The organism is Streptomyces longwoodensis, from assembly GCF_001514125.1.
Classification (GTDB): Bacteria; Actinomycetota; Actinomycetes; order Streptomycetales; family Streptomycetaceae; genus Streptomyces; species Streptomyces longwoodensis.
Genome location: NZ_KQ948559.1, coordinates 130,783 through 157,681, shown reverse-complemented (window position 1 = coordinate 157,681; position 26,899 = coordinate 130,783). Strand labels below are relative to the sequence as shown.

The 26,899-nt window shown below is 73.3% G+C and carries 28 protein-coding genes; 9 read left to right on the top strand and 19 right to left on the bottom strand.

Features of this window, described 5'->3' with window-relative positions; all coding sequences use genetic code 11:
• Positions 1 to 323: 323 nt before the first annotated feature.
• Positions 324 to 605: an acylphosphatase gene (locus AQJ30_RS26630; protein WP_067239024.1), complete on the bottom strand. Its 282-nt coding sequence runs from the start codon at positions 603 to 605 to the stop codon at positions 324 to 326.
• Positions 606 to 798: 193 nt separating this feature from the next.
• Between AQJ30_RS26630 and AQJ30_RS26625 the strand changes: the two genes are divergently transcribed.
• Positions 799 to 2,004 (top strand): CAP domain-containing protein, encoded by a 1,206-nt coding sequence (locus AQJ30_RS26625; protein ID WP_067239022.1) that lies wholly within the window; start codon positions 799 to 801, stop codon positions 2,002 to 2,004.
• 122 nt (positions 2,005 to 2,126) lie between these two features.
• Here AQJ30_RS26625 and AQJ30_RS26620 read toward each other — a convergent pair whose 3' ends face one another.
• The gene (locus AQJ30_RS26620) at positions 2,127 to 2,711 is read right to left on the bottom strand and encodes a flavodoxin family protein (protein WP_067239020.1); all 585 of its coding nucleotides are present in this window, start codon (positions 2,709 to 2,711) and stop codon (positions 2,127 to 2,129) included.
• 106 nt (positions 2,712 to 2,817) lie between these two features.
• Between AQJ30_RS26620 and AQJ30_RS26615 the strand changes: the two genes are divergently transcribed.
• Positions 2,818 to 3,219 carry a winged helix-turn-helix transcriptional regulator gene (locus AQJ30_RS26615; protein ID WP_067239017.1) on the top strand — a complete coding sequence of 134 codons (402 nt, stop codon included), beginning with the start codon at positions 2,818 to 2,820 and terminating at the stop codon, positions 3,217 to 3,219.
• Here AQJ30_RS26615 and mutM read toward each other — a convergent pair.
• The 8 genes from mutM to recG form a co-directional block, all read right to left on the bottom strand.
• On the bottom strand, positions 3,192 to 4,052 hold the full coding sequence (mutM, locus tag AQJ30_RS26610) for a bifunctional DNA-formamidopyrimidine glycosylase/DNA-(apurinic or apyrimidinic site) lyase (RefSeq protein WP_067239014.1): 861 nt from the start codon (positions 4,050 to 4,052) through the stop codon (positions 3,192 to 3,194). The two genes, AQJ30_RS26615 and mutM, sit on opposite strands and share 28 nt — an antisense overlap.
• Positions 4,053 to 4,202: 150 nt before the next feature.
• Positions 4,203 to 5,039, bottom strand: coding sequence for a ribonuclease III (rnc, locus tag AQJ30_RS26605; protein WP_067239012.1), 837 nt, complete (start codon positions 5,037 to 5,039; stop codon positions 4,203 to 4,205).
• A gap of 19 nt (positions 5,040 to 5,058) precedes the next feature.
• Positions 5,059 to 5,232: a 50S ribosomal protein L32 gene (rpmF, locus tag AQJ30_RS26600; protein WP_003951102.1), complete on the bottom strand. Its 174-nt coding sequence runs from the start codon at positions 5,230 to 5,232 to the stop codon at positions 5,059 to 5,061.
• A 2-nt stretch (positions 5,233 to 5,234) separates the two neighbouring features.
• Positions 5,235 to 5,882 carry a YceD family protein gene (locus AQJ30_RS26595; protein ID WP_107119711.1) on the bottom strand — a complete coding sequence of 216 codons (648 nt, stop codon included), beginning with the start codon at positions 5,880 to 5,882 and terminating at the stop codon, positions 5,235 to 5,237.
• A gap of 136 nt (positions 5,883 to 6,018) precedes the next feature.
• Positions 6,019 to 7,071, bottom strand: coding sequence for a F0F1 ATP synthase subunit B (locus AQJ30_RS26590; protein ID WP_067239007.1), 1,053 nt, complete (start codon positions 7,069 to 7,071; stop codon positions 6,019 to 6,021).
• A 58-nt stretch (positions 7,072 to 7,129) separates the two neighbouring features.
• The gene (coaD, locus tag AQJ30_RS26585; RefSeq protein ID WP_079084320.1) at positions 7,130 to 7,639 is read right to left on the bottom strand and encodes a pantetheine-phosphate adenylyltransferase; all 510 of its coding nucleotides are present in this window, start codon (positions 7,637 to 7,639) and stop codon (positions 7,130 to 7,132) included.
• Positions 7,636 to 8,283 carry a 16S rRNA (guanine(966)-N(2))-methyltransferase RsmD gene (rsmD, locus tag AQJ30_RS26580; protein WP_281200969.1) on the bottom strand — a complete coding sequence of 216 codons (648 nt, stop codon included), beginning with the start codon at positions 8,281 to 8,283 and terminating at the stop codon, positions 7,636 to 7,638. Before rsmD ends, coaD begins: the two co-directional genes overlap by 4 nt.
• Positions 8,284 to 8,359: 76 nt before the next feature.
• Complete coding sequence (gene recG, locus AQJ30_RS26575) at positions 8,360 to 10,576, bottom strand: ATP-dependent DNA helicase RecG (protein ID WP_067238999.1); 2,217 nt, start codon at positions 10,574 to 10,576, stop codon at positions 8,360 to 8,362.
• Positions 10,577 to 10,741: 165 nt separating this feature from the next.
• On the opposite strand from recG, the gene AQJ30_RS26570 reads away from it, so the two are divergent.
• Both AQJ30_RS26570 and AQJ30_RS26565 read left to right on the top strand, forming a co-directional pair.
• Positions 10,742 to 12,589 carry an HSP90 family protein gene (locus tag AQJ30_RS26570; RefSeq protein ID WP_067238997.1) on the top strand — a complete coding sequence of 616 codons (1,848 nt, stop codon included), beginning with the start codon at positions 10,742 to 10,744 and terminating at the stop codon, positions 12,587 to 12,589.
• The gene (locus tag AQJ30_RS26565; protein WP_067238994.1) at positions 12,586 to 15,624 is read left to right on the top strand and encodes a hypothetical protein; all 3,039 of its coding nucleotides are present in this window, start codon (positions 12,586 to 12,588) and stop codon (positions 15,622 to 15,624) included. Before AQJ30_RS26570 ends, AQJ30_RS26565 begins: the two co-directional genes overlap by 4 nt.
• Positions 15,625 to 15,691: 67 nt before the next feature.
• Here AQJ30_RS26565 and AQJ30_RS26560 read toward each other — a convergent pair whose 3' ends face one another.
• Positions 15,692 to 17,566 carry a DAK2 domain-containing protein gene (locus AQJ30_RS26560; protein ID WP_067238993.1) on the bottom strand — a complete coding sequence of 625 codons (1,875 nt, stop codon included), beginning with the start codon at positions 17,564 to 17,566 and terminating at the stop codon, positions 15,692 to 15,694.
• A 274-nt stretch (positions 17,567 to 17,840) separates the two neighbouring features.
• On the opposite strand from AQJ30_RS26560, the gene rpmB reads away from it, so the two are divergent.
• Complete coding sequence (gene rpmB, locus AQJ30_RS37325; RefSeq protein WP_004924906.1) at positions 17,841 to 18,026, top strand: 50S ribosomal protein L28; 186 nt, start codon at positions 17,841 to 17,843, stop codon at positions 18,024 to 18,026.
• 100 nt (positions 18,027 to 18,126) lie between these two features.
• On the opposite strand, the gene thiD is transcribed toward rpmB, so the two are convergent.
• Complete coding sequence (gene thiD / locus AQJ30_RS26550) at positions 18,127 to 18,927, bottom strand: bifunctional hydroxymethylpyrimidine kinase/phosphomethylpyrimidine kinase (RefSeq protein ID WP_067238989.1); 801 nt, start codon at positions 18,925 to 18,927, stop codon at positions 18,127 to 18,129.
• Positions 18,924 to 19,892 carry a thiamine-phosphate kinase gene (locus AQJ30_RS26545; RefSeq protein ID WP_067238986.1) on the bottom strand — a complete coding sequence of 323 codons (969 nt, stop codon included), beginning with the start codon at positions 19,890 to 19,892 and terminating at the stop codon, positions 18,924 to 18,926. Before AQJ30_RS26545 ends, thiD begins: the two co-directional genes overlap by 4 nt.
• Positions 19,893 to 20,098: 206 nt before the next feature.
• Here AQJ30_RS26545 and AQJ30_RS26540 point away from each other — a divergent pair, with 206 nt between their 5' ends.
• Positions 20,099 to 20,332: an Lrp/AsnC family transcriptional regulator gene (locus AQJ30_RS26540; RefSeq protein ID WP_067238984.1), complete on the top strand. Its 234-nt coding sequence runs from the start codon at positions 20,099 to 20,101 to the stop codon at positions 20,330 to 20,332.
• A gap of 20 nt (positions 20,333 to 20,352) precedes the next feature.
• Entirely contained in the window at positions 20,353 to 20,853 is a 501-nt protein-coding gene (locus tag AQJ30_RS26535) for a DUF3515 domain-containing protein (protein WP_067238981.1), read from the top strand.
• A gap of 30 nt (positions 20,854 to 20,883) precedes the next feature.
• Here AQJ30_RS26535 and AQJ30_RS26530 read toward each other — a convergent pair whose 3' ends face one another.
• The 3 genes from AQJ30_RS26530 to AQJ30_RS26520 form a co-directional block, all read right to left on the bottom strand.
• Positions 20,884 to 22,041 carry a D-alanine--D-alanine ligase family protein gene (locus tag AQJ30_RS26530; RefSeq protein ID WP_067238978.1) on the bottom strand — a complete coding sequence of 386 codons (1,158 nt, stop codon included), beginning with the start codon at positions 22,039 to 22,041 and terminating at the stop codon, positions 20,884 to 20,886.
• Positions 22,042 to 22,111: 70 nt separating this feature from the next.
• On the bottom strand, positions 22,112 to 23,122 hold the full coding sequence (locus AQJ30_RS26525) for an NAD(P)H-dependent glycerol-3-phosphate dehydrogenase (RefSeq protein ID WP_067238977.1): 1,011 nt from the start codon (positions 23,120 to 23,122) through the stop codon (positions 22,112 to 22,114).
• Positions 23,119 to 23,883 (bottom strand): lysophospholipid acyltransferase family protein, encoded by a 765-nt coding sequence (locus AQJ30_RS26520; RefSeq protein ID WP_067238974.1) that lies wholly within the window; start codon positions 23,881 to 23,883, stop codon positions 23,119 to 23,121. The genes AQJ30_RS26525 and AQJ30_RS26520 overlap by 4 nt, the downstream gene beginning before the upstream one ends.
• A gap of 176 nt (positions 23,884 to 24,059) precedes the next feature.
• Between AQJ30_RS26520 and cofC the strand changes: the two genes are divergently transcribed.
• Together cofC and AQJ30_RS26510 are read left to right on the top strand one after the other, a co-directional pair.
• Positions 24,060 to 24,698, top strand: coding sequence for a 2-phospho-L-lactate guanylyltransferase (gene cofC / locus AQJ30_RS26515; protein ID WP_067238971.1), 639 nt, complete (start codon positions 24,060 to 24,062; stop codon positions 24,696 to 24,698).
• 9 nt (positions 24,699 to 24,707) lie between these two features.
• On the top strand, positions 24,708 to 24,911 hold the full coding sequence (locus AQJ30_RS26510; RefSeq protein WP_067238968.1) for a hypothetical protein: 204 nt from the start codon (positions 24,708 to 24,710) through the stop codon (positions 24,909 to 24,911).
• Positions 24,912 to 25,004: 93 nt separating this feature from the next.
• Here the strand turns inward: AQJ30_RS26510 and AQJ30_RS26505 are convergent, their stop codons facing one another.
• The 3 genes from AQJ30_RS26505 to leuD all read right to left on the bottom strand — a co-directional run bounded on the left by AQJ30_RS26505 (position 25,005) and on the right by leuD (position 26,899).
• Entirely contained in the window at positions 25,005 to 25,664 is a 660-nt protein-coding gene (locus tag AQJ30_RS26505; protein WP_067238966.1) for an HU family DNA-binding protein, read from the bottom strand.
• 136 nt (positions 25,665 to 25,800) lie between these two features.
• Complete coding sequence (locus AQJ30_RS26500; protein WP_067238964.1) at positions 25,801 to 26,031, bottom strand: SCO5555 family protein; 231 nt, start codon at positions 26,029 to 26,031, stop codon at positions 25,801 to 25,803.
• 274 nt (positions 26,032 to 26,305) lie between these two features.
• Positions 26,306 to 26,899, bottom strand: coding sequence for a 3-isopropylmalate dehydratase small subunit (leuD, locus tag AQJ30_RS26495; protein ID WP_067238961.1), 594 nt, complete (start codon positions 26,897 to 26,899; stop codon positions 26,306 to 26,308).

Below are 26,899 nucleotides of genomic sequence, written 5' to 3'. Positions count from 1 at the left end.
ATGCACCCGCGGTGCCTGGCAGGATCATGTTGCTGCTGCCGTTCATCCATGCCAAACAGCTGGGTGCGCGGGGTGCTTTCAGGTTCTCACCAAAAAGTTTGACGGTCAACACGATCACACCCCGTATTGGCGGGCGACCCGGCGTGCGCGGCCTGGAACGGCGGCGTGACGTCTGCTGCGGGCCCCTCGGGGCGTGGCGATCATCCTGGCGTGCGGGGCCCGGCGGCGCAAGCCTCCCTCGGCACTCACCTGCTCCTTTTCCCGGAGCCGGCCGTGCGCGGAGGGTGTCCGGGCGGCCGCGGGGCGCGGGCCGGGCGGGCGGCTCAGCGGATGGCGAAGCCGTCGTAGCCGCCGCGGGGTGTGTCCCAGATCTCGGTGACGCCCTCCACGCGCCCGGGCGTGTCGTCACCCTGGAGCCAGGCCAGCAGGCCCTCACAGCCCTCGCAGGGCCCCTCGGCGACCACCTGGACGCGGCCGTCGGCCAGATTGAGAGCAAAGCCACTCAGCCCGCCGATCTCCAGCGCCTTGGCCCGCGTGAACCAGCGGAAACCCACCCCTTGGACCCGTCCCCGCACCCAGGCGACCAGCCGTACGTCCTCGCTCATGGGTGCAACCTAACCGGCCGGTGTCACGCGGGACACATCCTCCCCGCGCGTCATGCGGTACCGTCCCGACCCAATGAATCTCATATGAAACTCACTCGATCGAGTGGGTCTGGTCGGCCACGAGGAGTCATTGACCGCAGGAGTCACTGACCGTGAGGCTCGGGTCGCCAGCAGGGACGAGGAAGGCCAGGACATGGGACGCCACCGACGCTCCGACGCCGGCCGCGCCGCCACGGGCCGCGCCACGGGGGTCGCACAGCCGAAGGGCCCCTTCACGCGGGGCCACTCCCGGGGGGACTCGTACGGGAGCGAGGGCCCCACACTGGGCATCGCGCCCTACCTGAACCCGGAGGCGTACGCCGAGGAGTACGCCAGGAGCCACGAGTACCTGTACGCCGTGGACGACGTCCGCGGTGGTGAGGGGTACGGCGACGACGGCCCGCGGACCGCGGTGTTCGCGAGCGACGGGTTCGGCGGCGGTGAGGGCGGTCACGCGACGGGCGGCCACGGCGACGACGGCTTCACGCCCGACCGCGGGGCCGGGCGCGGGCACCGCCGCAGGAAGCGGGCCGCGACGCCGGTGAAGACCGGTCTGCTCGGTGTGTCCGCCGCGGTGGCCCTCGGCACGGTGGCGGTGGCCACCGGTGTGGTGCCGGGCCTGGAGAACTACCAGCTCGGCGGGGGCACCAGCACCGGCGACAAGGTCCAGGCGGGCGGTGCGCCGACCAACTCGGCCTCCGAGCAGGGCGGCACGTCCGGCGCCGCGACCGAGAGCCGCGACGGCACCCCGACCAGCCGTGGCGGCACGGGCCGCTCGGTGTCGCCGTCCGCCTCGGCGTCCACGTCGGCCCCGGCCTCGGCCTCACCCTCGACCCCGCCCTCCGCGTCGCCCACCCGGACGGCGCCCGCGAAGCCGTCGGTGACACCGTCCACGAAGAAGCCGGCACCGTCGGCCAAGGCCCCGTCCCGGTCGGCCACGAGGGCACCGCAGCGCACCGGCGCCCCGGTCACCGTCTCGGCCGAGGCGCAGGCCGCGGCCCAGGTGCTGAACCTCGTCAACGAGGAGCGGGCCAAGGTCGGGTGCAGCCCGGTGGCCGCGAACAGCGCGCTGGCCGACCTCGCGGCGCGGTTCAGCGACGACATGGCCGCACGCGGCTTCTTCGACCACACCGACCCCGACGGCAAGACCCCCTGGGACCGCGCCTCGGCGGCCGGGATATCCGACCTGGGCGGCGAGAACATAGCGCGCGGCCAGACCGACGCGGCCGCCGTGATGAAGGCCTGGATGAACAGCCCCGGCCATCGCGCCAACATACTGAACTGCGACTTCAAGACCCTCGGAGTGGGCGTCCACATGGGCCCGGGCGGCCCGTGGTGGACCCAGGACTTCGGCTACTGAGACACCGGTCCCACGACGTGGACGCCTGACCCGAGCACGGGGGGTCAGGCGTCCGTCATGTCTCCGACGACCTCGCGCTCGCCGTCGCCCTCACCTCCGGCCGCCCTCGCGACGTGGTTTCCCTAGGCTGCCGCCGCCCCCGCGCGGAACGTGGCCGCCGTGCGGGCGATGCGGTGGCCCAGGTGTTCGGCCGTGGCGATGTCGGCCTTGTGGACGGCCTCCGGGCCCTCGTCGACGTTGGTCTGGGCGGCCGCGCCGGCGAAGACGCCGAGGCGGTTGAGGTCGTTCTCGGAGGCCTCGCTGCTGTTCCAGCCGGGGTGCAGGCCGAGGTTCACCCAGTGCATGCCGTGCTGGGCGGCGAGGATCTGGAAGAACTGCAGTGTGTGCAGCTTGTCGCCGCTCTTGGAGCCGGAGTTGGTGAAGCCGGCCGCCAGCTTGTCCTTCCAGTCCTGGCCGGACCAGCGCTTGGCGGTCGCCTCGGCGAAGACGTGGAAGGCGCCGGACGCGGTGCCCATGTAGGTCGGCGAGCCGAACACGATCGCGTCCGAGGCGTCCAGCAGCGCCCACTGCTCCTCGGTGATCCCGTCGACCTTGATCAGGTGCACCTCGGCGCCCGCCTCGACGGCGCCGGCCCGCACGGCCTCGGCGAGGACGGCGGTGTGGCCGTAGCCAGAGTGGTAGGCGATGGAGACAACAGGGTTCGTCATGGGAAGGCTCCTCACAGCGCAGGTCGAAAGCAGTGACGAAAGGAAAGCACTAACTTTTGGAAAGTGCAACCTGTTGGTTAGCGCTGCTTTCGCGTAGGCTGGGGCCATGGACGGCATTCAGGAGCGCACGGCGGAGCAGGAGCTCCCCTACAACGTGTTCGCCAAGGCCTGCCCCTCGCGCGGCACGCTGGAGCACGTCACGGGCCGCTGGGGCGGACTCACCCTCGGCGCGCTGTACGAAGGCCCGCTGCGCTTCAACGAGCTGCGCCGCCGCGTCGACGGCGTGAGCGAGAAGATGCTGTCCCAGACGCTGCACGCGCTGGAGCGCGACGGGCTGGTGCACCGCGAGGCCCAGCCGACCAACCCGCCCCGCGTGGACTACGAGCTGACGCCCCTCGGCCGTGACGTCGCCGAGCGGCTGCTGTCGCTCATCCACTTCGTGGAGGGCCGGATGGACGACGTCCTCGCCGCCCGCGCGCACTACGACACGGCGCGCGGCGCCCTCTGACACGTCGGGCAGAAGTAGCTCGACCGGTTCATCCACGGCCGTCGGCGCATCGGCGTACCGCACCGCCTGCACGGCAGCCCCTCGCGCCCGTAGGCGTCCAGGGACCGGTCGAAGTAGCCCGACTCGCCGTTGACGTTGACGTAGAGGCTGTCGAAGCTGGTGCCCCCCACTTCGAGCGCGGCCCCCATGACCTCCCGGACGTGGCCGAGGAGTTCGGCGGTGCGCGGGCGGGTGAGGGTCGCGGTGGGGCGCTCGTAGTGCAGGCGGGAGCGCCACAGCGCCTCGTCCGCGTAGATGTTGCCGATGCCGCTGATCAGCGACTGGTCCAGCAGGGCCCGCTTGATCGTGGTGCGCTTGCGGCGCAGCGCCCGGTGGAACGCCTCGTCGTCGAAGAGCGGGTCGAGGGGGTCGCGGGCGATGTGCGCGATGACGTCGGGCAGCCCGTCGGGCGTGGTGTCGTGCAGCGACAGCCCGCCGAAGGTGCGCTGGTCGACGAAGCGCAGCTCGGTGCCCTGCTCATCGGCGAAGCGGACCCGGATGCGCAGGTGCTTCTCGTCGGGCGCGGTGTGCGGCTGGACCAGCAGCTGGCCGCTCATCCCCAGGTGCGCGAGGACCGCCTGGGGCGTGTCCTCCAGCGGCAGCCACAGGTACTTGCCGCGCCGGCTGGGCGTGCCGACGCGGTGGCCCGTGAGGCGGTGCGTGAAGTCGTCGGCGCCGAGCACGTGGCGCCGTACGGCACGTGGGTGCAGCACCTCGGCCGCGGCGACCGTCCGGTGGGCGACCCACCGCTCCAGTCCCCGTCGTACGACCTCGACCTCGGGCAACTCGGGCATGGGATCCCCCGTGGACTACCGGTGTACGAGCCGGGCGCCCCGCCCCGGCGGAGGGCCGGGGGCGGGACGCCCGGTTCGCTGCTGACGTGCTGTGTGCTGCTGTACTACGGGTACTGCGTGTACTGCGGGTACCGCTGTGTGCTGCTGCGGTCAGGCGGAGGCCGGTGCCTCGTCCGCGGCGCCGGCCGGGTCGGTGGCGTCGGTGTCGTGGACGGCTTCCGCCGTCCTCGCCGCCTCCGCCGCCTTGGCACGTTCGTCCGCGGCCGCGCGGATGGCCCGCCAGGCGGACTCCGCGGCCTGCTGCTCCGCCTCCTTCTTGCTGCGGCCGGTGCCGGTGCCGTACGAGACGCCTCCGACGCGGGCGGCAGCAGTGAAGGTCTTCTCGTGGTCGGGGCCGGTCTCCGTGACCAGGTACTCGGGCACGCCGAGTCCCTCGGTCGCGGTGAGCTCCTGGAGACTGGTCTTCCAGTCCAGGCCGGCACCGAGGTTGGAGGACTTCTCGATCAGCGGGTCGAACAGGCGGTGCACCAGTTCGGAGGCCGCCTCGAGGCCCTGGTCGAGATAGACCGCGCCGATCACCGCTTCCAGGGTGTCGGCGAGGATGGATGCCTTGTCCCGCCCGCCCGTGCCCTCTTCACCGCGGCCGAGCCGGATGAAGGACCCCAGGTCGAGTCCGCGACCGACCTCCGCCAGCGCACGCGAGTTGACCACCGCGGCCCGCAGCTTGGCCAGCTGGCCCTCGGGCAGGTCGGGGTGGGTCCGGTACAGCGTGTCCGTGACGACGAGGCCGAGCACGGAGTCCCCGAGGAACTCCAGCCGCTCGTTCGTCGGCAGGCCGCCGTTCTCGTACGCGTAGGAACGGTGGGTCAGCGCTCGCACCAGAAGGGCGGACTCGACGTGGTAGCCGAGCCGCCCTTCCAGAAGCGTGTGGGACGAGGCCGTGTCCGCCTTCTTCCTGGCGACTGATTCCGCCTTGGCGTCAGACATGAAGCCTCTCACCAGCCGCTCAGACCTCGAGGACCTGGCGCTTGTTGTAGGTGCCGCACGACGGGCACGCGATGTGCTGCTGCTTGGGCTCGTGGCAGCGCTCGCACGCGACCAGGGTGGGGACCGCAGCCTTCCACTGCGACCGGCGGTGGCGCGTGTTGCTGCGCGACATCTTCCGCTTCGGAACAGCCACGGCTACTTCTCCTGCTTCTCGTCGACGCGCGCTGATCGAGTCGCGTCGCCGCTCATCTCGTCCTTCTCGCCGTCCGACATGGTGCCGGCGAGTCCCTGCAAAGCCGCCCAACGGATGTCGACGGCGTCGTGGTGGTGGTCCGGGTCGTCCGCGAGCCGCTCTCCGCACTCGGAGCACAGACCCGGGCAGTCTTCCTGGCACACCGGCTGCATCGGCAGTGCGAGCACCACCGCATCACGCAGCACAGGCTCGAGGTCGAAGAGTCCGTCCTCGAGGTGGAACCTGTCCTCGTCGTCCTCGGCGTCGTCGCCCGGTTCCGCGATCACACGGCCCCGGTCGTCGGCGTCAGGGTACGAGAACAGTTCCTGGAAGTCCGCTTCCACGTCCAGCTGAAGCGGCTCCAGACACCTTACGCACTCCCCCTCGGCCCGTGCACGGGCGGTGCCTGTGACGAGCACCCCTTCCATGACCGACTCGAGCCGCAGTTCGAGCTCCACCGGGGTGCCTTGCGGCACTCCGACGACGCCCTGGATACCGAGGTCCCGGGGGGCGTCGACCGTGCGGGTCAGGCGCTGCAGCGCACCAGGACGCCGCCCCAGCTCGTGCGTGTCGAACACGAGGGGGTTGCGGTGGTCGAGGCGGGCGTTCAGGGCCGTTCCTGCTTTCCTGTGCGGAGCTGGGGGGACGCCACCCGGGGTGTACGGGGGCAGCGCGGATCGCGAAGGTGGGCGCGACCGAAGAGCCAGGATACTTGAGCTTTCCCCCAGGACCCAATCCGGTGCCGCGCTACTGGCCGCGGCCCTGCTCGTAGGCGCGCAGCTGCTCGGCGCTGATCATGCCGGTGTCGAACAGGCTGGTCTCGTCGAGCGCGTACGACTGCTGCGCCTGCTCCGGCTGCTGGGCCTGGTGCTGCTGGTGCTGGTGGTCGTAGGCGGGGTGCTGGGGGTCGTAGCCCTGGTAGGCGTACGGGTCGGCCTGCTGGTAGCCGTAGGGGTCCTGCTGGCCGGCGTAGGTCTGCTGCTGCGGGTAGCCGTAGGGGTCCGGCTGCTGGTAGGCGTACGCGCCCTGCTGGTCGTACGACGGCTGCTGCGCCTGCTGCTGCTCGGCCGGGGCGTCCCGCTCCGCGAGGGCGGCCAGGTCGGCGAGGTAGTCGGCGTCCGAGGAGTGCTGGTAGGTCGTCGTGTCGTCGGCGAGGGCGCCGAGGTCGTCGGTGGCGATCCGGCCGTGCAGCTTCTGCCGGCCGCGGCCCACCGCGTCCAGGGTCTTGGCGAGGACCGCCTCGAAGGCGCCCAGCTTGGCGTCCACGTACGCGTCGGCGTCGCGGCGCAGGACCTCGGGGTCGTGGCTGCGCTCGGGGGCGTCCTCGTCCTCGTAGCCGTTCTCGTCGGTGCCCGGGCCGGTGCCGAGGAGCTTCTCGCGGCCGCGGCCGACCGAGCCGAGCGTCTTGGTGAGGACGACCTCGAAGTTGGCGAGCTTGGAGTCGACGTACTCGTCGGCCTCGGCGCGGATCTCCTCGGCCTCCTGGCGGGCCTCGGCGAGGATCCGGTCGGCCTCGGCCTGGGAGCGGCGGGCGACCTCGGTGTCGGAGATCAGCGAGCCGCGCTCGGCGTGCGCGTGGGAGATGATCCGCTCGGCCTCCTGGCGGGCCTCCTCGACCATCTGCTCGCGGTCGCCGATCAGCTCCCGGGCCTGGGCGAGGGAGTCGGGCAGCGCCGCGCGCACCTCCTCCAGCAGGGAGAGCAGTTCGGCGCGGTTGACCACGCACGAGGCCGACATCGGCATCGAGCGGGCGCTGGAGACCGCCGCCACGATCTCGTCGAGCTTCTTCTGTACGTCCACCGGGGGCTCGCCACTCTCTACAGCTGTGATGGAGACGGACGGGACGACTGTAGCCCCATCAGTCCGCGCGCAGGCGCTCGTCGAGGGCGGTCAGGACGGCCGGCGGGACCAGGTGGGAGACGTCGCCGCCCCAGGTCGCGACCTCCTTGACCAGCGAGGAGGACAGGAAGCTGTAGGTGGGGTTGGTGGGCACGAACAGCGTTTCGACGCCGGAGAGGCCGTTGTTCATCTGGGCCATCTGGAGCTCGTAGTCGAAGTCGCTGACCGCCCTGAGGCCCTTGACGATGGCGGGGATGTCCCGCTCCTTGCAGTAGTCGACGAGGAGTCCGTGGAAGGACTCCACGACCACGTTGCCGTACTCGGCGGTGACCTCGCGTATCAGGCCGATCCGCTCGTCGATCTCGAACAGGCCCTTCTTGGACTTGTTGATCATCACCGCGACGTAGACCTCGTCGTAGAGGCGTGAGGCACGGGAGATGATGTCGAGGTGACCGTTGGTGATCGGGTCGAACGATCCGGGACAGACGGCGCGGCGCACTGGAGTTCCCTCGCTCTCGGGTCCGGTCATCGTGCGTCTTCGCACGGTGAGGCGGCGCGACCGTACCAAAACGTTCCCTCGCCGTAGCGACGGGACCGGAGTGCCGCGAAGCCGTCCGGCCAGCGGAATTCGCCACCTCTGGTGCTGCGCTCCACGGTGACGAGCGCGTCGGCCGTGAGCCAGCCCTCCGAGCGGAGTGTGAGGAGGATCTCCCGAAGATCGTCGTCGGTGACGGCGTACGGGGGGTCGAGGAAGACCAGGTCGTACGGCTCGGCCGGGGGCGCCGTACGGATGACCTGCTCGGCCTTGCCCGCGCGGACCTCGGCGCCCGGCAGGCCCAGCGCGCGCACGTTCTCCCGCACGGTGCGGGCGGCGCGGGCGTCGGCCTCCACGAGCAGGGTGTGGGCCGCGCCCCGGGACAGCGCCTCCAGGCCGACGGCGCCGGAGCCGGCGTACAGGTCGAGGACGCGCTCGCCGTCCAGGGGGCCGCCCAGCAGGGACTGCCAGGTGGAGAAGAGACCCTCGCGCGCGCGGTCGGAGGTGGGGCGGGTGCCGTTGCCCGGGGGGACGGCCAGTCGACGGCCGCCGGCGGCGCCGGCGATCACGCGGGTCATCTTGCTTCCTCGGTGGTGGGCGGCCGGGGGTTCCCTGCCTGGGTCAGCTGTGGGTTCCAGTGTGGCCGGTGGCGCGGTCGCCCGCGTCCCCGGGAGGCCGCGGGGCGAGGTCCCGCACCCCTGTTCTCGACTCTCCTCACCCCTTCTCCAGGTACTGCTCCCTCTCCTCGTCCAGGAGGGCGTCCAGCGCGGTGCGCAGGCCGGGGAGGCCGGTCAGCTCCGGGTCGGCCGCCACCAGGGCCGTCGCCTCCTGGCGGGCCTCCGCGATGATCTCCTCGTCCTCGATGACCGCCAGCACCCGCAGGGAGGAACGGGAGCCGGACTGGGCCTGGCCGAGGACGTCGCCCTCGCGGCGCTGTTCGAGGTCGATGCGGGACAGCTCGAAGCCGTCGAGCGTGGCGGCGACCGCGCCCAGCCGCTGGCGGGCCGGGCTCGCCTCCGGCATCTCGGTGACGAGGAGGCACACGCCGGGGGCCGCGCCACGGCCGACGCGGCCGCGCAGCTGGTGGAGCTGGGAGACGCCGAAGCGGTCGGCGTCCATGATCACCATGGCGGTGGCGTTCGGGACGTTGACGCCGACCTCGATGACGGTGGTGGCGACCAGCACGTCGGCGTCGCCCGCGGCGAAGCGGCGCATGACGGCGTCCTTGTCGTCGGGTGCCATCCGGCCGTGCAGCACCTCGACGCGCAGGCCCTGCAGCGGGCCCTTGGCGAGCTGGTCGGCGACGTCCAGGACGGCCAGCGGGGGCCGCTTCCCGGCGTCGTCCTCCGCCGGTGGGCGCTTGGCCGTGCCCTCCTCTTCGTCGCCGATGCGGGGGCACACCACGTACGCCTGGTGGCCGGCCGCCACCTCCTCGCGCACCCGCTCCCAGGCGCGGGCCAGGAAGTGGGGCTTGTCGGCCGCCGGGACGACGTGGCTGGCGATGGGCGAGCGGCCGGCCGGGAGCTGGTCCAGGACCGAGGTCTCCAGGTCGCCGAAGACCGTCATGGCGACCGTGCGCGGGATGGGCGTGGCCGTCATCACGAGCAGGTGCGGGGGCTGCTTGCCCTTGCCGCGCAGGGCGTCGCGCTGCTCGACGCCGAAGCGGTGCTGTTCGTCCACGACGACCAGGCCCAGGTCGTGGAACTGGACCTTGTCCTCGATCAGCGCGTGCGTGCCGATGACGATGCCGGCCTCGCCGGTGACGAGGTCCAGCAGGGCCCGGCGGCGGGCGGCCGCGCCCATCGACCCGGTGAGCAGCACGACCTTGGTGGCGTGCTCGGAGCCGCCGAGCATCCCGCCCTCGGCGAGCTCGCCCATCATCTCGGTGACCGAGCGGTGGTGCTGCTGGGCCAGGACCTCGGTGGGGGCGAGCAGGGCGGCCTGCCCGCCGGCGTCGACCACGGCGAGCATGGCCCGCAGGGCGACCATGGTCTTCCCGCTGCCGACCTCGCCCTGCAGCAGCCGGTGCATCGGGTGCGCGGTGGCCAGGTCGTCGAAGATCTCCCGGGAGACCCGCTGCTGGCCCTCGGTGAGGGTGAAGGGCAGCCGCTCGTCGAACGCGGTCAGCAGGCCGTCGGGGCGCGGCACGCGCGGGACGGCGGCGAGCTGGGCGTCGGTGTGCCGGCGGCGGGCCAGGGCGACCTGGAGGACGAACGCCTCGTCCCACTTCAGGCGGGCGCGGGCGTCGGCGATGTCGGCCTTGGTCTGCGGTCGGTGGATCTTGACCAGGGCCTCGGGCAGGGGGACCAGGCCGCGGCCCTCGCGCAGGGCGTCCGGCAGCGGGTCGAGCGCCTCCTGCACGCCGGGCAGCACCGTCTGCACGGCCTTGCCGATCTTCCATGACTCCAGCTTGGCGGTGGCCGGGTACAGCGGGATCAGGGCGCCCGCCCAGCTCTCCACCGCCTCCCCCGGCTCCCCCTGCTCATCAGGATCGCCGTTCAGCAGCTCGTAGGCAGGGTGGGCGAGTTGCAGGCGGCGGTTGAAGACGGAGACCTTGCCGGCGAACATCGCGCGGGTGCCCGGCAGGAGTTCCTTGTGCGGCTTGTGCACGCCGTTGCCGAAGAAGACCAGCTGGAGGCGGCCGCTGCCGTCCGTGATGGTGACCTCCAGGCGCTGCCCCTTGCCGCGGGGCGCCCGGGCGGAGGCGAAGGTGTGCAGGCGGGCGTCGGCCACCTGGGCGACCACGGTCACGTGCTCGTCCATGGGCAGGTCGGCGAGGTGGGTGAGCTGGCCGCGCTCCTCGTACCGGCGCGGGTAGTGGTGCAGGAGGTCGCCGACGGTGTGCAGGCCGAGGTGCTCGGCCATCACCTTCGCGGTGGCGGCGCCGAGCACGTTCTTCAGGGGTCGTTCCAGTGCGGGCACGAGATCCATTGCACACCACCGCACTGACATCGCCGTATACGTGTCTCGAAACCCCTGGTCAGGCGCGTCGTTCGGGACTTAGGATGACGCGCTCCGGCCATCCCCCGCGGTCACCGCCTCACCGGGACCGCCCGACCCCGCGCCGTCGCGAGTCCCCCCACCGGCGCAGCGACGATGGACTCCCAGACCTCACAGTCATCCCCGGCCCCCGAGCCGCCCCGTACGTTCCAGGTCGACCTGCGTGGTCTGGTGGACCTGCTCTCCCATCACCTCTACTCCAGTCCCAAGGTCTACCTGCGCGAGCTCCTGCAGAACGCGGTGGACGCGGTCACCGCCCGGCGGGCCGTGGAGCCCGGTGCCCCGGCCCGGGTGCGCCTGTACGCGAACGGCGCGGACGGCGCGGGCGGTGCCGCGCTGCGCGTGGAGGACTCCGGGATCGGGCTGACCGAGTCCGACGTGCACGAGCTGCTGGCGACCATCGGACGCAGCTCCAAGCGGGCCGAGGGCCTGCAGGAGGCGCGGTCGGACTTCCTCGGCCAGTTCGGCATCGGGCTGCTGGCCTGCTTCGTGGTCGCCGAGCGGATCCGGGTGGTCAGCCGCAGCGCGCGGACCCCGCAGGCGCCGCCGGTGGAGTGGACGGCGCGCGACGACGGCTCGTACACCGTGCGCACGCTCCCGGACGAGGCCCGCCCCGAACCCGGTACGACCGTGCACCTGGTGGCGCGGGCCGGTGCCGCCGAGTGGCTGGCGCCGGAGCGGGTGCTGTCGCTGGCGCGGGACTTCGGCTCGCTGCTGCCGTACGACGTGCGGGTGGGAGAGGACGAGGTCACCGACCTGCCCGCGCCCTGGGACCGGCCGTACGCCTCGCCCGCGAACCGACGGGTGGCGCTGGCCCGGCACTGCCAGGGGCTGCTCGGCTTCACGCCGCTGGACTCGATCGACCTGTCGGTGCCGGTGGCCGGGATCCGCGGGGTGGCGTACGTGCTGCCGTCGGCGGTCAGTCCGGCCCAGCGCGCCGGGCACCGGGTGCACCTGAAGGGCATGCTGCTCACCGAGCGGGCCGAACAGCTGCTGCCCGACTGGGCGTTCTTCGTGCGCTGCGTCCTGGACACCGACAGCCTGCGGCCCACCGCGTCGCGCGAGGCGCTGTACGAGGACGAGACGCTGGCCGCCGTGCGGGACGCGCTCGGCGAGCGGATCCGGTCCTGGCTGACCGGACTCGCGGCGGGCGACCCGGAGCGGCTGGAGGCGTTCCTGGCGGTGCACCACCTGGGCGTGAAGTCGCTGGCGCGGCACGACCCGGAGATGCTGCGCACGATGCTGCCGTGGCTGCCGTTCGAGACGACGGACGGGCGGCTGTCACTGGAGGAGTTCGCCCAGCGCCACCGCGTCGTGCACTTCACGCGCACGGTGGAGGAGTACCGCCAGGTCGCGCCGATCGCCTCCGCGCAGGGCATCGGCGTGATCAACGGCGGCTACACCTACGACAGCGAACTGGTCGAGGCGCTGCCGTCGGTGCGGCCGGGCACGGTGGTCGCCGAGCTGGACGCGGACACGGTGACCGCGCACCTGGACGCCGTGGACCCGGCGGAAGAGCTGGCGCTGGCGGGGTTCCTCGCGGCGGCGCGGGCCACGCTGGACCCGCTGGGCTGCGACGTGGTGCTGCGGGCGTTCCACCCGCTGTCGGTGCCCGCGCTGCACCTGGACGACCGGGCGGCCCGGCACGAGCAGGCGCGGGCACAGGCCGAGGCGCAGGCGGACGACCTGTGGGCGGGCATCCTCGGCTCGCTGCGCGGCAGCGCGCCCCGCTCGCGCCTGGTGCTCAACCACCTCAACCCGCTGGTGCGGCGCATCAGTTCGCTGCCGGAGCCGGAACTGATCGGCACCGCGACGGAGTCGCTGTACGGACAGGCGCTGCTGATGGCGCAACGACCGCTCAGGCCCGCGGACTCGGCACTGCTGAACCGGGCGTTCATCGGCCTGCTGGAGTGGGCCACCCACGGCGAGGAGGGGCGCGGATGAGCGGGATCACGGACTTCGACTCGCTCCGCCGGGCGATGGCGGACAACTCCGAGCAGCCGGAGGGGCCGGCCCGCAACGCGCGCGCGGAGCAACTGCTCGCCGAGGCCGAGAAGCTGGGCGTACCGCTCGCCGTGATCGAGGCGCTCGGGCACCAGCTGAAGGTCTACAACTACAGCTCCGAGAAGGCGAAGATGTTCGTCCCCTTCGCGCGGCTGCTGCGCATGTGGGACGAGCGCCCGGAGGACTTCGACGCCTACGAGACGCACTCGCTGCACTGGGTGTTCAAGTGGATGTCGGCGGGGATGCTGGACCAGCCGCACATCCCGCTCGCCTCGATCGAGAAGTGGCTCGGCGAGATGGAGCACCGCTACCGGCTCGCCGGGCACTCCGAACGGGCGCTGCGCAGCGCGGAGTTCAGCGTCGCCGCGCACATCGGGGACCGGGCCCGCGCCGAGCGGGCCTTCGCCGCCTGGCTGGCGGCGGACCGGGACGCCATGGCCGACTGCCACGCGTGCGAGCTGCACGGGCAGGGCTGGTGGCACGCGGAGCTGGGCCGCGACGAGGAGGCCCTGGAGCTGTGGGGGCCGGTGCTGGAGGGCGCGTACACGTGCGCGCACGAGCCGCACACCGCGCTGGCGTCGTCGCTGCTGCCGCTGCTGCGCCTGGACCGCGTGGAGGAGGCCCGCGCGCACCACCTGCGGGGCTTCCGGCTGGTGCGGGCGATGGAGAGCATGCGCGGCGCGTACGCCGACCACGTGGAGTTCTGCGCCCTGACCGGCAACGAGGCCCGGGGGCTCGAACTGCTCGCGGAGCGCCCGGCGTACTTCACGGACGACGGCCAGCCGCAGAGCAAGCTGGACTTCCTAGGCGTGGTGGCCCTGCTGATGGACCGGCTGGTGGAGCGGGGGCTGGGCGGGCAGACGGTGCCGGGCCCGGCCGGGCGCACCTGGACGGCCGCCGAGCTGTCGGCGCACGCGCGCGGGGAGGCCCTGGCGCTGGCCGCCCGCTTCGACGCGCGCAACGGCACCTCGTACGTCAGCGAGCGGCTGCGCGAGCGGATGGCGCGTCGCCCGCTGGTGGAGCGGCTGCCGCTGGGCGTGCGCGCGGCGCGGCCCGCCGCCGTCGCTCCGGCTCCGGTGCCCGTCGCGCCGGCGGAGCCGGCCGGGGAGCCGGACGACCTGGCGGCGCTGCTGGCCCGGGCCCGGCAGCTGTCGGACGCGCTGCGGCCGCACGCGGTGGAGGCGTGGGCCGCCGTCGCCCGGGCCGCCGAGGACGCGGAAGGCGCCGCGGGCACGGTGCTGGACGCGCGCGACCGGGCGGAGATCGCCGACCACGAGGGGATGTCACTGGGCCCCGAGGGCGTCGCGTCCTTCGAGCGGGCCGCCGCCCTGTACGAGCAGGCCGGCGACCCCGGGGAGGCCCTGGCGGCCCGCGCGCGTGCGGCGTACGTCCGGGCGCTGGGCGGTGAGCTGGAGGAGGCCCGCGCGGCGGTCGCGGAGCCGTACGACAGGGTCCTCGCGCTGTACGCCGACGGGGGCACCGGGCTGCGCCAGACGGCGGGGGTGCTGATGAGCCGCGCCCGCGTCCTCATGCGGCCCGTGCACGAGGCGGAGGGCCCGGTGGCGCCCGGCGTCCTCGCCGACGCCGAGGCGGCCGCGCGGGAGGTGCTGGCCCTCGTCGAGGGCCGCGCGGAGGACGACGTGCGGCTGGCCGCGCGGGTCGCGGAGGGCCACGCCCTGCTCGCCGAACTGGCCACCCGGTCCGGGGACCCCCGCACCGGCGCGGAGCTGTTCGCGCGGGCGTCCGCGGAGTTCGTCGCGGCGGGCCTGCCCTGGTTCGCGGTGGAGTACGAGGCCCGGCTGGCCGCCCTGGCGCACCACCTGGGCGACCCGGCCGGGGCGGAACGGGCGCTGCGGGCGGCCCTGGAGCACGGCGGCGAGCACCTGGAGCCCGTCGGGCGGGCGCAGTTGCACCTCCAGCTCGCCGAGGTGGTCGGGGGCCGGGGGCAGGCCGACGAGGCCGCCGAGCACGCCTTGGAGGCGGCCCACTGGGCCGACGTGGCGGGCGAGGGCCCGACGCTCGGCGCCTGGGCCCGGCACCAGCTCGGCGGACACCTGGTGCGCCGGGGCCGCTGGGCGGAGGCCGCCGAGGTCCTGGAGTCGGCGCTCGCCGACCTGGGCGTCGAGACGCACGGCGACGGCACGGTCGTCCAGACCCAGTGGTGGCTCGGGGACTGCCTGAGCGAGCTCGGGGAGCACCGGGAGGCCGCCGAACGCCGGCTCCAGGCCGCCGAGATCGCCCGGCACTGGCCCGAGCAGCACGACCACGCCACCCTCGCCCACCTCGCCGCCGAGTCCCTGGGCCAGGCGGGGCTGCCCGCCGAGGCGGACCGGGCGTACGCGCGCGCCGGTGAGCTGTGGCGGTCCCTGGGCAACGTGCACGGCCTGGTGCGCTCCCTGCGCGCCCGCGCGTGGCTGGCGCTGCGCACGCAGGAAGGGCCGGGGACCGCGCGCACGCTGATGGCCGACGCGGTCGAGGAGTGCGCGGACGCGCTGGGCGCCCTGGACGCGGCGGACCCCGCGGACGCCGGGAGCGCCGGGAGCGCGCAGGAGGCGGCCGAGGCGGTGGCGGCCCGGCAGCGGCTCGTCGAGGAACTGGGCCACACCCACCGCCAGTTCGGCGACCTGCTCGCCCGCTCGGTGGCGGAGGACGACGACGACGCGTCGATCGGCGCCGCGCTGGAGGAGGCGCTGACGCAGATGACGCGGGCCGTGGCCGTCTTCGCTCCGCTGGGCGACGCCGCGCTGCACGCGCGGACCGGCGCGGAACTGGCCGCGGGTTGGCTGGAGACCGACCTGGGCCGCCCGTCCGACGCGGCGGCACGCGCGCGTGCGGTGCTGGCGGCGTATGACGCCGTGGCCGGGGACCCGTCCGGGGACGGCGACGACGGGGACCGGGACGAGGAGACGGTGCGGGCGCGCCGGGCGGAGGCGGAGCAGCTCATCCAGGTGGCGACGGAACAGCCGGCCGGCTGACCGCGGCAGCGGAGGGCTGCCGACGAGCCGACCTCCGGCGGACGACGGTGCCCCCCGGGCCGGCGGGCTACTCCACGCCGATGAGCAGCAGCGCGCCCTGCCGGCCGCCCCGGTAGACCACCGTGTCGACGGCGAGGTACGCCTCCCGCACCCGGGCCCGCAGGTGCTCGGCGACCTCGTCGGGCACCTCGTCGCCGAGCACCAGGGTGACCAGCTCGCCGCCCGCCGCGAGCATGCGGTCCAGGACGGTGCGGGCGGTGTCGGTGACGTCCGCGCCGATCACCGCCACGTCCCCGTCGATCAGGCCGAGGACGTCACCGGCCTGGCAGATGCCCGCCATGGTCCACGACTGGTGCTCGGCGACGGTGACCTCGGCGTGGCGGGTGGCGCCGGCCGCCGAGGTCATCGCGACGACGTCCTCGTCGAAACGGCGGTCCGGCTCGTGCACGGCGAGCGCGGCCAGGCCCTGCACCGCGGACCGGGTGGGGATGAGCGCCACCCTGATGCCCTCGGCGCGGGCCTGCTCGGCCGCCGCGGCGGCGGTGTGGCGCAGCTCGGCGTCGTTGGGCAGCAGCACCACCTCGCGCGCGTGGGCCCGTCGTACCGCCTGGACGAGCTCCCCGCTGGCGGGCGGCTCGCCGGGGCGGGCGAGCACGGTGGTCGCGCCGGCCTCCGCGTACAGGCAGGCCAGGCCCTCCCCGGGGACGACGGCGACGACGCCCCGCTGGACGCGCTCGCGGGGCGCGCGCTCACCGCGCGCGGTGTGCACGTCGTCCGCCCCGAAGTGGGTGATCCGGATGCGGTGCGGCCGCCCGGCCTCCAGTCCGGCCTCGACGGCGGCGCCGGCGTCGTCGACGTGCACGTGGACGTTCCACAGACCGTCACCGCCGACCACGACCAGGGAGTCGCCGAGGGCGTCCAGGCGCTCCCGCAGCCGGGCCACGGCGGTGTCCTGGGCCTCCAGGAGGTAGATGACCTCGTAGGCGGGCCCGTCGCCCTCCTCGCCGTCCGGCGGCTCGCACGGGTCGATCACGGTGCCTGCGTCGGGGTCGGCGCCGGTGCCGGTGTCCGTGTCGCTGTCGCTGTCGGTGTCCGTGTTCGTGTCGGTGTCGGCGTTCGTGTCGAGCGCCGTCCCGCCGCGTGCGGCCCCCTCCGGCACGAAGGCCGCCCCGGCCGCCCCGGCCGCCCCCACCGCCGCCGGCACCTCCCCCGTCAGCGTCTCCACCAGGGCCCCCAGCACCGCGACCAGCCCGCGCCCGCCCGCGTCGACCACGCCGGACCGCTCCAGGACGGGCAGCTGGGCCGGTGTCCGCGCGAGGGCCGCGCACGCGCCCCCGTAGGCGGCCCGGGCGACCGCCCCGCAGTCGCCGTCGGCCGTCCGGGCCGCGTCGGCGGCGGCGGAGGCGACGGACAGCACGGTGCCCTCCACGGGGTGGGCGACGGCCTGCCGGGCGGAGTCGGCCGCGTGCCGCAGGGCCAGGCCGAGGCCCTTGCCGTCGGTGTGGGGGCGGTCCGGTTCCCCGGCTTCCTCGGCGAGCACCTGGGCCATGCCGCGCAGCAGCTGCGCGAGGATCGTCCCCGAGTTCCCGCGGGCGCCTATGAGCGCGCCGTGCGCCATGGCCCGCACGGCGTCGGCGAGCGAGGGCACCGAGGACGCGCTCGCGACGGGACCCCCCGCCGCGCCACCGCCCGGGACCGCGGGGGCGACGAGTGCTCCCCCGCCGGCCGCGCCGCCCACCTCGTGTCCGGCGAACACCGCCTCCACCGCCGTCGCCGCCGACTCGACGGTCAGGTAGAGGTTGGTGCCGGTGTCCCCGTCCGCGACCGGGTAGACGTTGATCGCGTCGATCTCCTCACGCGCGCGTCCCAGCGCCCGGAGCGCGAGACCGCACCAGGTGCGCACCGCGAGAGCATCGAGGAATGTCTGCGGCACCTGCGCCACCTGCGCCTCTCCTTGAGCTGCTGGACGTGGGAGGCAGCGTAGACCGTGAACGGGTCCCTGCCCCAAGGGGGCCGGAGGGCGACGGGCCGGGGACGGGCCGTCGGCCGACCATGGTAGTTTCGTTGCACGGGCGCAGTCGTTGTATGCTGCTCCGGTTGCCCGATCCGATCGGGCTCTCCCCCTGGCAACGCCACTCGAGATCGTCGGTCCCCGGACCGTGGTCCCGGCCTGCCGGGATCAACCGTAAGTGCATCTGAAGTCTTTGGAGTGACCCGTGGCTGCCAACTGCGACGTCTGCGGCAAGGGGCCGGGCTTCGGCAACAACATCTCGCACTCGCACCGCCGTACGCCCCGTCGCTGGAACCCGAACATCCAGCGCGTGCGTACCGTGGTCGGCGGGACGCCGAAGCGCGTGAACGCTTGCACCTCGTGCATCAAGGCCGGCAAGGTCTCGCGCTGACGCTCAGCTGAGCGCGCGGCCACTGCCGGTTCGCTGCATCGAGCCGGTCCACCCAGGTGGACCGGCTTTTTGCTGTACCCGCAAACGGCCGCGTCCGGCCTCAGGCCCCGGGAGCACCCCGTGTGAGCGCCCACCCGTGGTCCACGGGTCCGATGCCGGCGCCGAGGGCGAACCCGGCGGCGATCGCCCCGGTGACGTACTCCTTGGCCGTGGTCACCGCCTCCGGCACGGACCGGCCCTTGGCCAGCTGCGCCGCGATCGCGGAGGCGAGGGTGCACCCGGTGCCGTGGGTGTGCCGGTTGTCGTACCGGGGGGCGCGCAGCCAGTGCTCCTCGGTGCCGTCGGTGAGCAGGTCCACGGCCTCACCGGGGAGGTGGCCGCCCTTGATGAGCGCCCAGCGCGGCCCGAACGCGAGTACCGCGGCGGCCGCTTCCCGCATCCCGGCCTCCGACCCGACCCGGATGCCGGTGAGTTGGGCGACCTCGTCCAGGTTGGGCGTGGCGACGGTGGCGACCGGGAGCAGCCGGGTGCGCACCGAGTCGAGCGCGGACGCGGCGAGCAGCGGGTCGCCGTGCTTGGAGACGCCGACCGGGTCGACGACCGCGGGCGCGTCCGTCCCGGCGATCAACTCGGCGACGGCCTCCACGAGTCGGGCGGAGGACAGCATGCCGGTCTTCACGGCCCGTACGCCGATGTCGTCGACGACGCTGCGGTACTGGGCGCGCACCGCCTCCACGGGCAGTTCCCAGGCGCCCTGGACGCCCAGGGAGTTCTGCGCGGTGACCGCGGTGACGACGCTCATGCCGTGCACGCCGAGGGCGAGCATCGTCTTCAGGTCGGCCTGGATCCCCGCCCCGCCGCCGGAGTCGGAGCCGGCCACCGTGAGGACCGCGGGCCTCATGACTCGATGTCCCCGCCGAAGTGGTCCCAGCCGCCCTTGCTGGTCCAGGGCGCCCCGTCGACGGTCACGTGGGGCAGCGCCGAGGGGTTGAGGACCTCGCCGATGACCTTCCAGCGGGCCGGCAGCTTCACGTCCGGCGGGAAGGTCGCCACGATGGCGTGGTCCTCTCCCCCGGTCAGCACCCACTGCATGGGGTCGACGCCGACGGCCTGCCCGATGTCGTTCATCTGCGTGGGGATGTCGATGGCGCCGGAGCGGACGTCGATGCGCACCTTGCTGGCCTCGGCGATGTGCCCGAGGTCGGCGATCAGCCCGTCGCTGACGTCGCACATCGCGGTGGCGCCGAGCGAGGCGGCCGCCGGGCCCGCGTGGTACGGCGGCTCGGGGCGGCGGTGGGCCTCGACGAAGGCGCGCGGCGAGCGGAAGCCGCGGGAGAGCACCGCGTACCCGGCCGCGGACCAGCCCAGCCAGCCGGTGACGGCGACCAGGTCGCCGGGCCGGGCGCCGCCCCGGGTGACGGGCTCGTGGTTGCGCAGGTCGCCGAGCGCGGTGATCGACACCATGATCGTGTCGCCGCGCACGACGTCGCCGCCGACCACGGAGGCGCCGGCCACCTGGCACTCGTCGCGCAGCCCGTCCATCAGCTCCGTCGGCCAGGCAACCGGGAGTTCGGCGGGCACGACCAGGCCGAGCAGCAGGGCGGTCGGCACGGCGCCCATGGCGGCGATGTCGGCGAGGTTCTGGGCGGCGGCCTTGCGGCCGACGTCGTAGGCGGTGGACCAGTCGCGCCGGAAGTGCCGGCCCTCCAGGAGGATGTCGGTGCTGGCCACGACCCGGCGGTCGGGCGCGGAGACCACCGCGGCGTCGTCACCGGGCCCGACCCGCACCGCCGGGGTGGTGGTGAGCCGGGAGGTGAGCTCCCTGATGAGCCCGAACTCGCCGAGCTCACCAACAGTGCCCTTCATTGCCCTTACGCCCCTTCTGTCCCTGTCCGTGCCCGGTCGCGCGGGACCGGTCTGCTCGATACGGTCGTCCTGACCGTGCCCTGCGGCCCTGCCCGCACCCCGGCACGCACGCCGTGCTCCCCCCGGGTCTCCCCGCGGCGCGCGACGACGCGATACCGTGGCGTTCCTTTTCCCCACATGATCCTCGTGGCCGCCCTGGAGGTTCCGTGGTACAGGCGTACATCCTGATCCAGACGGAGGTCGGCAAGGCGTCGACCGTCGCCGAGACGATCGGCAAGATTCCCGGTGTCGTCCAGGCCGAGGACGTCACCGGTCCCTACGACGTGATCGTGCGGGCCCAGGCCGACACGGTCGACGACCTCGGCCGCATGGTGGTCGCCAAGGTCCAGCAAGTGGACGGGATCACCCGAACCCTGACCTGCCCGGTCGTGCATCTGTAGCCCCCGTCTACCCTTGGCCGGTGAACTCCTTGCGTCACCGGCTGCTCGGCCTGCCCGCGCTCGCCCTGCTGCTGATCACCGTCGGCTGCTCCTCGGCAGACGACGGTGCGTCGGCGGCGGTTCCCAGCCCGGACGCGAAAGCAGCCGCACTGTGCCAGAAGCTGGACGGAGTGCTGCCGGCCGCGGTGGACGACGAGAGCCGCGAGGATCCCGAGCCCGCGTCCGGACTGACCGCGGGCTGGGGGAACCCGGCGATCATACTGCGGTGCGGTGTGCCCCGGCCGCCGAAGATGGTCGATCCCTCGGTGGCCCAGGGCGGCGATCCGGACGCCGTCGCCGGTGGGGTCGACGGCGTGAACTGGCTCATGGAGAAGGCGGACGGCGGGGCGTACCGGTACACGACCGCGAGCCGCCTCGCCTATGTCGAAGTGACGGTGCCCGCTGGGCGGGACAGCTCCGCGGCGCTGATCGACCTGGCCCCGGCCATCAAGAAGGCGATCCCCGAGGGGATCGCCGACTGAGTGCCGCGCGCCGGTCCGGGCCGGCCGGTGTCAGCGCAGACCGGTGGGACGCCGCAGCGCGGCCTGGATCAGCCGGTCCACCAGCTCCGGGTAGCCGACCCCGCTCGCCTGCCACATCTGCGGGTACATCGAGATGGGCGTGAAGCCCGGCATCGTGTTGATCTCGTTGATCACGAACTCCCCGTCCTCGGTGAGGAAGAAGTCCGCGCGCACCAGGCCCTCGCAGCTCGCCGCCTCGAAGGCGTCCACCGCGAGCCGCTGCACCTCGGCGGTCTCCTCGGGCGTCAGCGGCGCCGGCACCAGGCCCGGGGTGGAGTCGATGTACTTGGCCTCGAAGTCGTAGTACGCGTGCGTGTCCGGCGGGGGGATCTCGGCGGGCACCGAGGCGCGCGGGCCGTCCTCGAACTCCAGGACTCCGCACTCGATCTCGCGGCCGCGCAGCGCCGCCTCGACGAGGATCTTGGGGTCGTGGGCCTGGGCCGCGGCGATCGCCTCGTCCAGCCCGGACAGGTCGTCGACCTTGGTGATGCCGATGGACGAGCCCGCGCGGGCGGGCTTCACGAACAGCGGCCAGCCGTGCTCCCCGGCGAAGTCCACGATCTTCCGGCGGGCCGCCGACTCGTCGCGGGCCCACTCGCGGGGCCGGATCACCACGTACGGGCCCACCTTCAGCCCGAAGGAGGTGAACACCCGCTTCATGTACTCCTTGTCCTGGCCCACGGCCGAGGCCAGCACGCCCGCCCCCACGTACGGCACGCCGGAGAGCTCCAGCAGGCCCTGCAGGGTGCCGTCCTCGCCGTAGGGCCCGTGCAGGACGGGGAAGACGACGTCGACCTCGCCCAGCGCCTTGGGCACCGACCCCGGCTCGCTGTAGACGACTTCGCGGTTGGCCGGGTCGACGGGCAGGACCACCGCGCCCTCGGCCGACTCGGCGAGCTCCTCCACGTTCGGCGTACGGCGCTCGGTGATCGCCATGCGCTCGGGTTCGTCCGCGGTGAGCGCCCAGCGGCCGTCCTGGGTGATGCCGATCGGCAGGACGTCGTACTTCGTCCGGTCGACGGCCTTGAGGACGGCTCCGGCGGTGACCACGGAGATCCCGTGTTCGGAGCTGCGCCCGCCGAACACGACGGCCACGCGCGGCTTGCGGGACGGCTGCTCAGGGCTCTGGGGGAGGTTCTCGGTGCTCATATCGGGTTGAGAGTACCCGGTGGTAGGGCCGCGTCCCAGCGTCGGTGCGCGGCCGAACGAGGGGCGTCGCTCAGTGTCGTTCCGGCTTCGCGCTGCGCGACATGAGTTCCTTCACGGCGACCACGGGAGGCTTGCCCTCGTGGACGATCGCGACGACCGTCTCGGTGATGGGCATGTCGACGCCGTGGCGGCGGGCCAGATCCAGCACGGACTCGCAGGACTTGACGCCCTCGGCGGTCTGCTTGGTGACCGCGATGGTCTCCTGGAGGGTCATGCCGCGGCCCAGGTTGGTGCCGAAGGTGTGGTTGCGCGACAGCGGCGAGGAGCAGGTCGCCACCAGGTCGCCCAGGCCCGCGAGTCCGGCGAAGGTCAGCGGGTCGGCGCCCATGGCCAGGCCCAGCCGGGTGGTCTCGGCGAGGCCGCGGGTGATCAGGGAGCCCTTGGCGTTGTCGCCGAGGCCCATGCCGTCGGCGATGCCCACGGCGAGCCCGATGACGTTCTTCACCGCGCCGCCGAGCTCGCAGCCGACGACGTCGGTGTTGGTGTACGGGCGGAAGTACGGCGTGTGGCAGGCGGCCTGGAGGCGCCGGGCGACCGCCTCGTCGGTGCAGGCGACCACCGCGGCGGCCGGCCGGCGGGAGGCGATCTCCCGGGCCAGGTTGGGTCCGGTGACCACGGCGACCCGGTCCCGGCCGACCTTGGCGACGTCCTCGACGACCTCGCTCATCCGCATGGTGGTGCCGAGTTCGACGCCCTTCATCAGGGACACCAGCACGGTGTCCGGCGCGAGCAGCGGCGCCCACGCGGCCAGGTTGGCGCGCAGCGTCTGCGAGGGCACGGCGAGGACGGTGAAGTCGGCGTCGCGGGCGGCCTCGGCGGGGTCGGCGGTGGCCCGGAGGTTCTCCGGGAGTTCGACGCCGGGAAGGTAGTCGGGGTTGGTCCGCGTGGAGTTGACCGCGTCGGCGAGCTCGGCGCGGCGCGCCCAGAGCGTCACCTCGCAGCCCGCGTCGGCGAGGACCATGCCGAACGCGGTGCCCCAGGACCCGGTCCCGAAGACAGCCGCCCTGACGGACTCGCTCACGTGACGCTCTCCCCTTCACGGCCCGTCTGGGCCTCGGTCCGGCGCCGCTGCTCGATCCGCTCACGGCGCGGGTCGTAGGGCGTATCGGGCGCCTTCTCGCCGCGGATCTCCTCCAGCTGGCGGGTGATGGCGGCCATGATGACCTCGGTGGCCTCCTTGAGGACGTCCGCGGTCATCTCCTTGCCGTAGAAGCGCGACAGGTCCACGGGCGGTCCGGCGAGGACGTGGTGGGTCTTGCGCGGCAGCAGCCGGGGCTTCTTGGCGTAGGGCGGCAGGATCTCGTTGCAGCCCCACTGGGCGACCGGCACCACCGGGCACTTGGTCTGCAGCGCCACGCGCGCGGCGCCCGTCTTGGCGGTCATCGGCCAGCCGTCCGGGTCGCGGGTGAGGGTGCCCTCGGGGTAGAAGGCGACGCACTCGCCGCGCTCGACGGCGTCGATGGCCGCACGGAAGGCGCTGAGCGCGTCGGTGGACTCGCGGTAGACCGGGATCTGCCCGGTGCCGCGCATGGCGGCGCCGACGAAGCCCTTCCTGAAGAGCCCGCTCTTCGCCAGGAATCGCGGCACGCGCCCGGTGTTGTACTGGTAGTGCGCGTACGCGAAGGGGTCGAGGTGGGAATTGTGGTTCACCGCGGTGATGAATCCGCCCTCGGCCGGAATGTGCTCCATTCCGCGCCAGTCCCGCTTGATCAGAGCCACCAGCGGCGGTTTGCAGATCACCGCGGCGAAGCGGTACCAGAAGCCGATTCTGCGGCGGGGCACGCGGACACCTTCCTCTAGGACTTCCCAGGGCCTGCTGCGGGGCCTGGGGCCGCACAAGTGTCGCCCCGGGCCGCCGGTCTGTCGAGAACACCGTACGCCCCGGTCACCGGAGTGCCGGAGGGGCCGGGGCACGGGCCGGGTGACAATGACCGTGACGAGCAAGGGACGGTACGCCGGTGCAGTGGACGTTGGTCATACCCCTGAAGCCCTTGGCGCAGGCCAAGAGCAGGCTGGCGGACACCGCGTCGGAGGGCCTGCGCCCGGGGCTGGCGCTGGCGTTCGCGCAGGACACGGTGGGGGCCGCGCTGGCCTCGGCGGCCGTACGGGATGTGGTGGTCGTCACGGACGACACGCTGGCCGGGCGGGAACTGGCGGCGCTCGGCGCGCGGATCGTGCCCGACGCCCCGCGGGCCGGCCTGAACGCCGCGCTGACGCACGCGGCCGGCGCCGCGCGCGCCGTGGACCCGCGGTGCGCGCTCGCGGCGGTGAACGCCGACCTGCCGGCGCTGCGCCCGCACGAATTGGCCCGGGTCCTGGACGCGGCCGCGGAATTCCCCCGCGCTTTTCTGGCGGACGCGGCCGGTATCGGCACCACGGTGCTGACGGCCGTTCCCGGGCGGGAATTGCTCCCCGCATTCGGCGTGGATTCCCGGGCCCGTCACCGCGCCTCGGGAGCGCGGGAACTCGGCCTGCCCCAGGTGGCGTCCGTACGGCAGGACGTGGACACCGGGGAGGACCTGCGCGCGGCGCTGGCCCTGGGGGTGGGCCCCCGGACGGCGGCGGCGGCCGCGCGGCTGCTGACGGCCGGGCAGTAGGCTGCCGTCATGCAGGCGACCGCATACACGTACGACCCGGCGACGCGCAGCGGGCAGGTGCTGCTCGACGACGGGACGCCGGTGCCCTTCGACGCGGCGGCGTTCGACGCGGGCGGGCTGCGGCTGCTGCGGCCCGGTCAGCGGGTGCGGATCGAGACGGAGGGCCCCGCGGACGCCCCCCGCGTCACGCTGGTCACGCTGCACACCTTCTGAACCACCGGTGTTGCGTCGCGCGGCCGGTCCCGGACACGCCGCGGGCCGGACTCCCTGGGGAGTCCGGCCCGGCACGTGAACACCCTCGTCGCCTTATGCCTGGCGGGCGGTGGCCTTCTTGGCGGTGGTCTTGCGCGCGGTCGACTTCTTGGCGGGGGCCTTGGTGGCGGTCGCCTTCTTCGCCGGGGCCTTCTTGGCCGCCGTCTTCTTGGCGGTCGCGGTCTTCGCCGTGGAGGTCTTCTTGGCGGCCGCGGAGGTCTTCTGCGGGGTCGCCTTCTTCGCGGTGGACTTCTTGGCGGCGGCCGTCGTGGTCTTGCGGGCGGTCGTCGTCTTCTTCGCGGCCGACTTCTTCGCGGCGGCGGCGGTGGTCTTCTTGGCCGCGGCCTTCTTGCCCGCCGTCTTGGCGATGGTGGGGGGCGGGCCGGACAGGCTGCCCTTGGGCGCCTTCTTGACCGCGATGTCGTTCTTCGGGAGCTTCTTCGAGCCGCTGACCAGGTCCTTGAAGCCCTGACCGGCGCGGAAGCGCGGCACCGAGGTCTTCTTGACCCGAACCCGCTCGCCCGTCTGCGGGTTGCGGGCGTAGCGGGCGGGCCGGTCGACCTTCTCGAACGAACCGAAGCCGGTGACCGAGACCCGGTCGCCCCCGACGACCGCGCGGACGATGGCGTCCAGGACCGCGTCGACAGCATCGGCGGCCTGCTGGCGGCCGCCCATCTTGTCGGCAATCGCTTCTACGAGCTGCGCCTTGTTCACGTCTTCCCCTTCGGAGACATTGCCAGAACGAAAGTGTTCAAGCTTTTTCGCACGTTAGGCAGATATATACCGCAAATCAAACACGAAACGGGCTTATCACCCTTGTGCCGCAACGGACTCGACCGCCGTGGCCCGTTCAGCGTTCCTCGTCGGGGACGCGCCCCGCGTCCAGGTCCGCCGTGAACCGGTCCAGCCGCCTTGTCGCGTCGGCGAGATCGTGCTTGGCCGCGGCCGTAATGACCAGCAGCTTCCGGGTCAGCGCCATCCGTACGCCCTCCGGGACTTGCAGTGCGCGCACCCTTGCGTGCGCTTCCTTGAGTTGGTCCGCGACCGCCGCATAGAGCTCGAGTTGGCCGTCGTGTTCCATGCACAGATTGTGCCATCTGGGGCGAGTTGTCGCCCGCCCAGGGTGCAACTGCCGCCCCAACGGGCCGTCCCGGCACGGCGGGACGACCCCTTCACGGCAGCCGCGTACCCGGGCAACGAGCCGATTAACGTGGGAAGTTGAGGAGGTTCCGCGGGGATGACGGGGCCGAACGGGTACAGAAACAGCCGTACCCCCGATCGGAGTCGATCGGGGGTACGGCGGGGGTGCGGGTGGCCGAAACCCGTCGGGTGCCGAGGGGTGCGGGCCGGGTGATCTAGACGGGCAGCGTCCGCGGCTTGTACGACGGCCGCTTCTCCTCGTAGGCGGCGATGTCCGCCTCGTTCTGCAGGGTGATGGAGATGTCGTCCAGGCCGTTCAGCAGCCGCCAGCGGGAGTTCTCGTCCAGCTCGAAGGCGGCGGTGATCCCCTCGGCGCGCACCTCGCGGGCCTCGAGGTCGACCGTGACCTCGGCCTGCGGGTCGTCCTCCACCAGGTCCCACAGGGCGTCCACGACCTTCTGGTCGAGCACCACCGTGAGCAGGCCGTTCTTCAGCGAGTTGCCGCGGAAGATGTCGGCGAAGCGGGAGGAGATCACGGCCTTGAAGCCGTAGTTCTGCAGCGCCCAGACGGCGTGCTCCCGGGAGGAGCCGGTGCCGAAGTCGGGGCCGGCCACCAGGACCGTCGCGCCCTGCCGCTCGGGGCGGTTGAGGACGAACTCCGGGTCCTTGCGCCAGGCCTCGAACAGCCCGTCCTCGAAGCCGTCCCGGGTCACCTTCTTGAGCCAGTGAGCAGGGATGATCTGGTCGGTGTCGACGTTGGAGCGGCGCAGCGGGACCGCCCGGCCGGTGTGCGTGGTGAATGCTTCCAT